The sequence below is a fragment of the Pseudarthrobacter chlorophenolicus genome (assembly GCF_000962805.1).
GTDB lineage: Bacteria > Actinomycetota > Actinomycetes > Actinomycetales > Micrococcaceae > Arthrobacter > Arthrobacter chlorophenolicus_A.
In genome coordinates this window covers 751,808-758,077 of sequence record NZ_JZTW01000001.1, presented here as the reverse complement: position 1 = coordinate 758,077, position 6,270 = coordinate 751,808, and the positions used below count along the sequence as shown (strand labels likewise).

General features: G+C 55.8%; 7 protein-coding genes. All 7 read right to left on the bottom strand.

The features are described 5' to 3' along the window. Nucleotides 1–62 precede the first annotated feature (62 nt). Nucleotides 63–893: a YDG/SRA domain-containing protein gene (locus UC32_RS20220; RefSeq protein WP_082071884.1), complete on the bottom strand. Its 831-nt coding sequence runs from the start codon at nt 891–893 to the stop codon at nt 63–65. 50 nt (nt 894–943) lie between these two features. Then, nucleotides 944–3,055: a hypothetical protein gene (locus UC32_RS20505; RefSeq protein ID WP_152642539.1), complete on the bottom strand. Its 2,112-nt coding sequence runs from the start codon at nt 3,053–3,055 to the stop codon at nt 944–946. A 642-nt stretch (nt 3,056–3,697) separates the two neighbouring features. Beyond that, the gene (locus tag UC32_RS03450) at nt 3,698–4,150 is read right to left on the bottom strand and encodes a hypothetical protein (RefSeq protein ID WP_152642538.1); all 453 of its coding nucleotides are present in this window, start codon (nt 4,148–4,150) and stop codon (nt 3,698–3,700) included. Further along, nucleotides 4,147–4,866: a hypothetical protein gene (locus UC32_RS03445; RefSeq protein ID WP_045729796.1), complete on the bottom strand. Its 720-nt coding sequence runs from the start codon at nt 4,864–4,866 to the stop codon at nt 4,147–4,149. Before UC32_RS03445 ends, UC32_RS03450 begins: the two co-directional genes overlap by 4 nt. Nucleotides 4,867–4,868: 2 nt before the next feature. Further along, on the bottom strand, nt 4,869–5,228 hold the full coding sequence (locus tag UC32_RS03440; RefSeq protein WP_045729795.1) for a hypothetical protein: 360 nt from the start codon (nt 5,226–5,228) through the stop codon (nt 4,869–4,871). After that, nucleotides 5,228–5,701 carry a hypothetical protein gene (locus tag UC32_RS03435; RefSeq protein WP_045729794.1) on the bottom strand — a complete coding sequence of 158 codons (474 nt, stop codon included), beginning with the start codon at nt 5,699–5,701 and terminating at the stop codon, nt 5,228–5,230. Before UC32_RS03435 ends, UC32_RS03440 begins: the two co-directional genes overlap by 1 nt. A gap of 25 nt (nt 5,702–5,726) precedes the next feature. Further along, nucleotides 5,727–6,101 carry a hypothetical protein gene (locus UC32_RS03430; RefSeq protein WP_152642537.1) on the bottom strand — a complete coding sequence of 125 codons (375 nt, stop codon included), beginning with the start codon at nt 6,099–6,101 and terminating at the stop codon, nt 5,727–5,729. Nucleotides 6,102–6,270 lie beyond the last annotated feature (169 nt).

The window sequence follows — 6,270 nt, the reverse complement described above, 5'->3', positions numbered from 1 at the left end:
CCCAGCTCAAGGCACAATAGAACAACAACCCGTGGCCCTGTTTTCAGTTGGCAAAACTGGCCCTATTTTCGGTTGGCGTTAACAACAAGTCCCTCCTGAGTTCTGCCCGTCAAAGACCTCAGTTGATAGACGAGAACTTTAAATCCGTCCCGAAGGCCCCAGTCCCAATGAGCCACGACGTACAAGCCCACATATACGTAGCTGGTATCCTGTCGGTTCTTCGTCAACAAAGACTTCTTGACCAAAACTCGCACGGGGAGTTCCCGTTCGTGGCTTCGGACAAGCCCGAGATTTCCCATGATGAGCTTCTGATCAGCGATGTGTCGGCGTGTATTAGGGTCCTGTCCGCCAAAACCTGTGTATGTGATCAAGTCAGCATCAAAAGCATCATCCGTGTACCCGTCAGACAGACAGATCGCATCGGCTCCCTCCGCGCCCCCGGAGATGCCAGCCTGTGTCTGCCGATGCACACCGGCCAGAAAAGCAGCCCTGCGATTTTCAAATTCCCATGTTGCTGGGTAGCCCGGTATATCCCCGTAAATAATGCCCGGAACCTTATTGCCCTCTCTAACTTCAGTTGTCTGAGGCGCAGCTTCCCTTGCTGCGCGTCGGCCATCTCTCGTGATTCTCCAAGTGTCACGGGGAGAATCCTCAATCCAGTTCCTCAAGCGCATATAGGATTTTGTTTTAGCCACTCTTATAACCCAATTTGGGCGCGGATGCGACTTGCCCTGCTCGCTAAGCGGCACTTGAAGATCAGCCTCGTTCAGCTTAGAACCGTACCGTTCCTCTAGAGCGGCGAGAAGTTGTTCCGTATGGAGTTCCACATCTTGTTGCGACAGAATGTCGAGAATTCGAAGTGCATGAGCCGCGCTATTAGTTCGCTTCGCCATCAACTCTTCCCTCGTTTAGCAGCGGTTACGCAGCAGTTAGTTCGTCCCGCCTAAGCATCTAGTCGAGCGGGCGCGGCTTCGACGTCGGCGGGAAGAAGCCAAAAGAAACCCAAGACAGTAAAGGCAGCAATAGAAAAAGCTAGCATGTCCTGCATGGCTGTATGTGTACTGAGCGCTTGAACACGCTGCTCACGATCGTCGCGGCCATGGACATGCCACCTGTAGCCCTTTATCCGTGCGGGAAGGGCCATCAGCCGAGTTAAATGAGAGGCATCTTCTCTGAAGTGAGCGGGAACGGTCAAACCCATGCCGGCGATCGTCCGTCCGACATGGCCGTTGTTCACGCCAGTAATCCATACCAGAACCCCAACGTAAAGGGCGATGAAGCCCACAAGTATCTGTGCCACTATAGCCGGGCCATAGAGAAAGTTTTTTTGCGACGGAATATGGGCATAGATGGTCAGGGGCAGCCATGCCATGAGCAGCCACATCGGCAAAAGCATTAGTGAGTCCTGAATGCCTGCCTTTCGGCGATCTCTCCATGTCCAATTCTTCAATTCAGATGTCCCGTGAATGCTTAGGGTGAAACCGAGGGTAAGGGCAAAAACAACAATGTAGGCCCCTGCCAAGCCAAGCAGAGACTGCGGCACCTGCACGGGAGCTTCGGATTTGCCGATCGCTACGGTTAGGGACCAATAAACGGCTGCGAAGATGGTGGTAGTAACTGATACCAACGTTATTTTCGATACTAGTGAGGGTCGCAAAAGTCCCATTCTGAGACCATTGCTTAGTATGCATTCACCGGCAAAAAGGGCAAGGAAGAGGCTCTGGATCGCGGCCCATAGATCAAAATAGGCCTTGTCCACCACTTGCATGAGGATCGGTACCACGAGAGCGGCGCAACAGGAAAGGCTCATGAAGACCGGGGCGTTCCTTCTCCACCCTTCTGAGACCCTGCTTCGGGTGCTCTCATCGGAAATACGGCGTAATACGACTCCACCGACAAGGGCGGCGAATGCCCCGAGCACTGTCCACATCGACACAGGCAAACCTGCTGACCCGTTATTCCATCCGAGGGTGTAAGACGTAAGAAGTCCCAGTGCAACGATTGAGCACAGCGCACCAACCCCGGTTATAGCCAAACGCCAATAAATACGTGCGATCTCCGGCTTCTGCACAGGCGTTGGGCTGGAACCGTTACTAAGATATTCCGGGCTAGATTCGATGACGGTGAGCTTTCGCAGCTCCGTTTTTCCCACCTTGATCGCTGGGCCCGCCAGAATAGCTCCCAATATCGCAAAAACAAGACCGGTTGCAGTTTCAGACAAGTCCGGGCTGCCCGACAAAGCCGTGGCCCCGGATGTCGCTACGAGGAACACTGCCGACGTGACTATCCATGGGTAGTCCTCTCGGAAGGACCAGACCCCGCGACGCAGCCTGCGAACGACCAACAGCCAAAGCACCGCCCCTCCGACAGCGCCCAAGAGGAACAGGAGAGAGACCGGCTGGTCAATGCTGGAATGAGTCGCAACAACAGCCGGAGATACGTAGAGAGCCGCGCCAGCAAGCAATTCCATAGCAGACGTTCCAGCAACAATCGTTTCTGTACGTACGACACCGTGAGATCGCTGAGGCGAGAGGCCGACGGCGAGCCCAAAAGCAACCGCCGCAATCACGAAGAGGAGACTAACGACGCTGGGACTCCAGAACTGGGTCACTGTAAGAAGTCCAATGGCGATTGGGACAGCAACCGCTAGGGACAGGCCAATGCTAAGGAAATGCCGCCATCCCACCGCCCACACAATTGACGAACCCAGCACCAAGATTGAAGCACTGAGAGACACCAGTGAGGCTTGCCCAGCTTGTGTTAGGCCTACAGCGCCGCTGTCGATTCCCGCCACGAAGCAGTACGCGATAAACGAGCCCCATGAAATGGAAACGGCTCCGGAGTTGAGTACACTTTTTCCTTTCTCGACCATCGATGGGTTTGAGAAAACCTTACGTAACCTTTGAACAAAGTCCGCCCAAAGCCACGTGAGCAAGCCAGCCACGACGATGAGAAAACCCGCGTGATACCACCCCGGCGCATTCAACTCATGAGCACGCGGCATCGTCCAGTTGGGCTGTACAGAGGCGTCCGTCATCCAGAGGACAACGACCACGGCTCCGAAGGAAAGACCAATAAGCCCTGCGAACCCTCGGAAAATGTAGTTGTCCGGCTTAGGAAGCCTCGAACTCGCCCTTGCAAGGGCGCCAACGAACAAGGGTAGGAATAACCCATCTCCCCAAGTCGCGCTGCGGTAGTCGAAAAGCCCCGGAAGACTGCTGGGATGAGAGCCGGAAAACCACCACAACGATAGGGCCCCAAACCCGGACAAACATACTGCCAGAGCAAGAATTGCTGATGCCCACAGCGATCGGTTCATCGCAGTCCCCCCTGCTAGCTCAGCGCGACGATTACTGCCTAAGTATCACTCACAAGCTTTCTCCTGCAAGGAAGGCGCGAGTGCGCTAGCGGACTTCGAGTACGTAGCTCTGGTGCTTCTCCCCGGTGCTGGGCGGATCGGCTCCGTATCAAAAGAGCAGCGATTTCCTGACTGCTCTTTTGATACGTAGCCAAAGGGCTACAGCGATTCGTTTCGCCAATGGATTCGCACTTACGCCAAGTACTTCGCTTCCGATGACACACCCCGACGACACAATGCGTAAGCGCTAAGCTGGGAGTATCCGAATCAGAAAAGCGGATGTTTCCGAAACAAAGGACCCCCACTGGGCGTAACTGCCGGGTGGGGGTCTTTCGTCGTTTAAGCGGGTATGTATTCCGAGACAGTCGTCTTGATAGAGCGGTTGACCGGCTTCTTCTCGTCCCTATCCTGCCAGTGGATCGAAACTAACCGGGGCAACGGAACTTGAACTTGGCTTTGATAACCCGGTTTGACCTTGGCGACGAACTCGACGCGTTCAAGGGGCTGGAGCTTTTCGACGTTGACTTCGACGCCGGTCAGGAAGTCCGGGAGTACGACCCGGACATCATGGGCTACCCGTGTCCCCGCGTTGAAAAGAAGGTAGCGATCCGGCCCGTTGGTGACGACTTCCCACCGGAAGCCCATCACCCGCTCCAGCTTCAATGCACGCTTCTCTGCCTCTCGTGCAGATTTGGCTGACGATTCTGCTGCATTCGCCTGACGGCTCCCGTACCAAATACCGAACACCGAAATAGCCATCGCGCCAAGGGCTAAGTACTCGCTGAATGTCATAGCTCTAACTCGCTGCGGTCGTATCGGATGCGCTTCGTATTTGGGATGAGAATCCCCTCCAGTTCGGACCACTGATCAGGAATGACTTCAAACTCAAATTCGAGGATGCTGCGCCAGACGATTTCTCGGGTGTTCCCCGAGAAGTCGAAGGTCACTCGGTCTACCCCAGCGATGCCACCGTCAAATGCTTCGGAGGCGGTCAGGGTCTCGACCCCCTCAGGGCGGTGGAACATACCGCGTGAGGGGGTCAACCTGCCTTTGATCTCTCCTACTTGATGGCTTCCGCTGGAACCATCCCGCAGTACCCATCGGAGAGTCCCGCCCCGGATCGGGTGCAACGACAGGTTCTCAATGTCGATAGTCATAGAACAGAGATGGGGCTGCGACTGTGACCGGTCGATATTCATGCGGAGTTCGGCTACCGGCTTTGTCGCCAGCGCCAGCGCCCTTGTGGCATCCTTGGCGGTCGCGGCGCTTTGTCGTGCGGCACCCAGCGCGGCGAAAGCGGCGAGAGCACCCGCGACTGCTGCCACTGCCCCAGAGACCGCTCCAACGTCACTCGCGTTGATCCGAAGTGCTTGAAGGATGTTGTAGCCCGCAATAAGCAGTACCACGACGACCAACAAGCCGACGGTCAGCCAAAGGTGTGCCCTGACTCCCTTGGAAATACTGCTGAACCTGTCCTTGAGACGTTGCAAGAATTCGCTGCTTCTCATCTCTAGGAAGACATGGGGGCTGAGGACGGTTCCGGAGTGATGCCGACCATCGCGCCGATGCCGAGCAGGATCAGCCCTAGCATTTTCATGCCCCCGACGAATACCTTCGTGTAGCGCGCCGCTTCTTTCCCCTGAGCGGTATCCGTATCGATGGTTTGCTCGTACATTTCTGCTCCTTGAGCAATGACGGCGAGTATCAACCCGGAGGCAGCCGGACCGAATGCCGTAAAGGAGCCAATCCAAAGTCCGACGAGAAGCGCCACAGTACCGGTCCCAGCGAATGCCAGCGCGAACTGTCGCTCGGGGTTATTCGAAACTGTAGTGACCACCCAGTTGGGAAAGCTCAACAACACATTCGCCATTAGCGCCTCAATTCTACGAAGGCGAAATCATCAGAGACTCTGCAAGTCCGCGTGGTTGTCTGCTCAGAGCCATCATCGTGCTTCGTGACGTACGTGAAGGGAACTTCGTAGGCGATCTCTTCGTGCAGCAGTGCGACCTCCTCTATGTCTCCTCCGAAGCTCGTTGATTTGATCGTGTAAAACTTCGGCTTCACTCCAGCGATCTCGCGTGCCGCGTTCTTAGCTACGGTCTCCACCTGTTGCACGCAGGCATCCTTGACCTTGGTTGCCATAGCTCCGGTGATCACCGGGTTCGGTGCGAACGTCGAGACGCTTTCGGTGAACTCTGCCGCTTCTTCCTTAGTGTTGTTGCAGCTAACGACCAACAACACGATGAAGAGTCCGATAACTACCAGCGCCAATATGCCGCAGCCGCTGAAAGGACTCTTCTTTTTGGGCTGCGCTCCAGCAGCCTCTCCCCCAATTTGGCTCATTCGCTGATCCTACCCAGCGGAACCGCTATGCCCTGTCTGTGACTCCGCGCTTGGCAAGCATGATGACGACGAAGCGGTGCAGGTGAGTCCAGCCTTCCCACGCCTCCCCCGCCGCACGGTCACGGATCATCTTCAGCGTTCCGGTACTGGCTTCAGGATGACCGGCGATGCGTCCAAGGGCATGGGGTGAGTCGGTGTGCTCAGCGAGCCATGCAAGTTCTTCTTCGGTTACACCGGGACGGGAGATCAGAGACAGTGTCACCTCGTGGTGTAGGCCGGGAACCATCAGAGCATCGAGGACTTCCGGCTTTATGTTGGTTCGCGTAGCAGCAGTGACCTGATCTTGCCAACGTACTGACCGGGCCAGCTCCAAAAGTTCGTCTGGGGTGTAGCCCTGCATGCTGTCAACCATATTGATGGCTCTCTCTCGGAGCTACTCAAGTACCCCGGAATCACGCGGTTTCCCTTTCATACGTAATACATTTACGTCTTCTCCATGTCGAACTGCCTCACTTGAGGGTCCACGACGACTCCCGCCGACGCGCAGCGAGGTGGGGATCAAGAGGCTG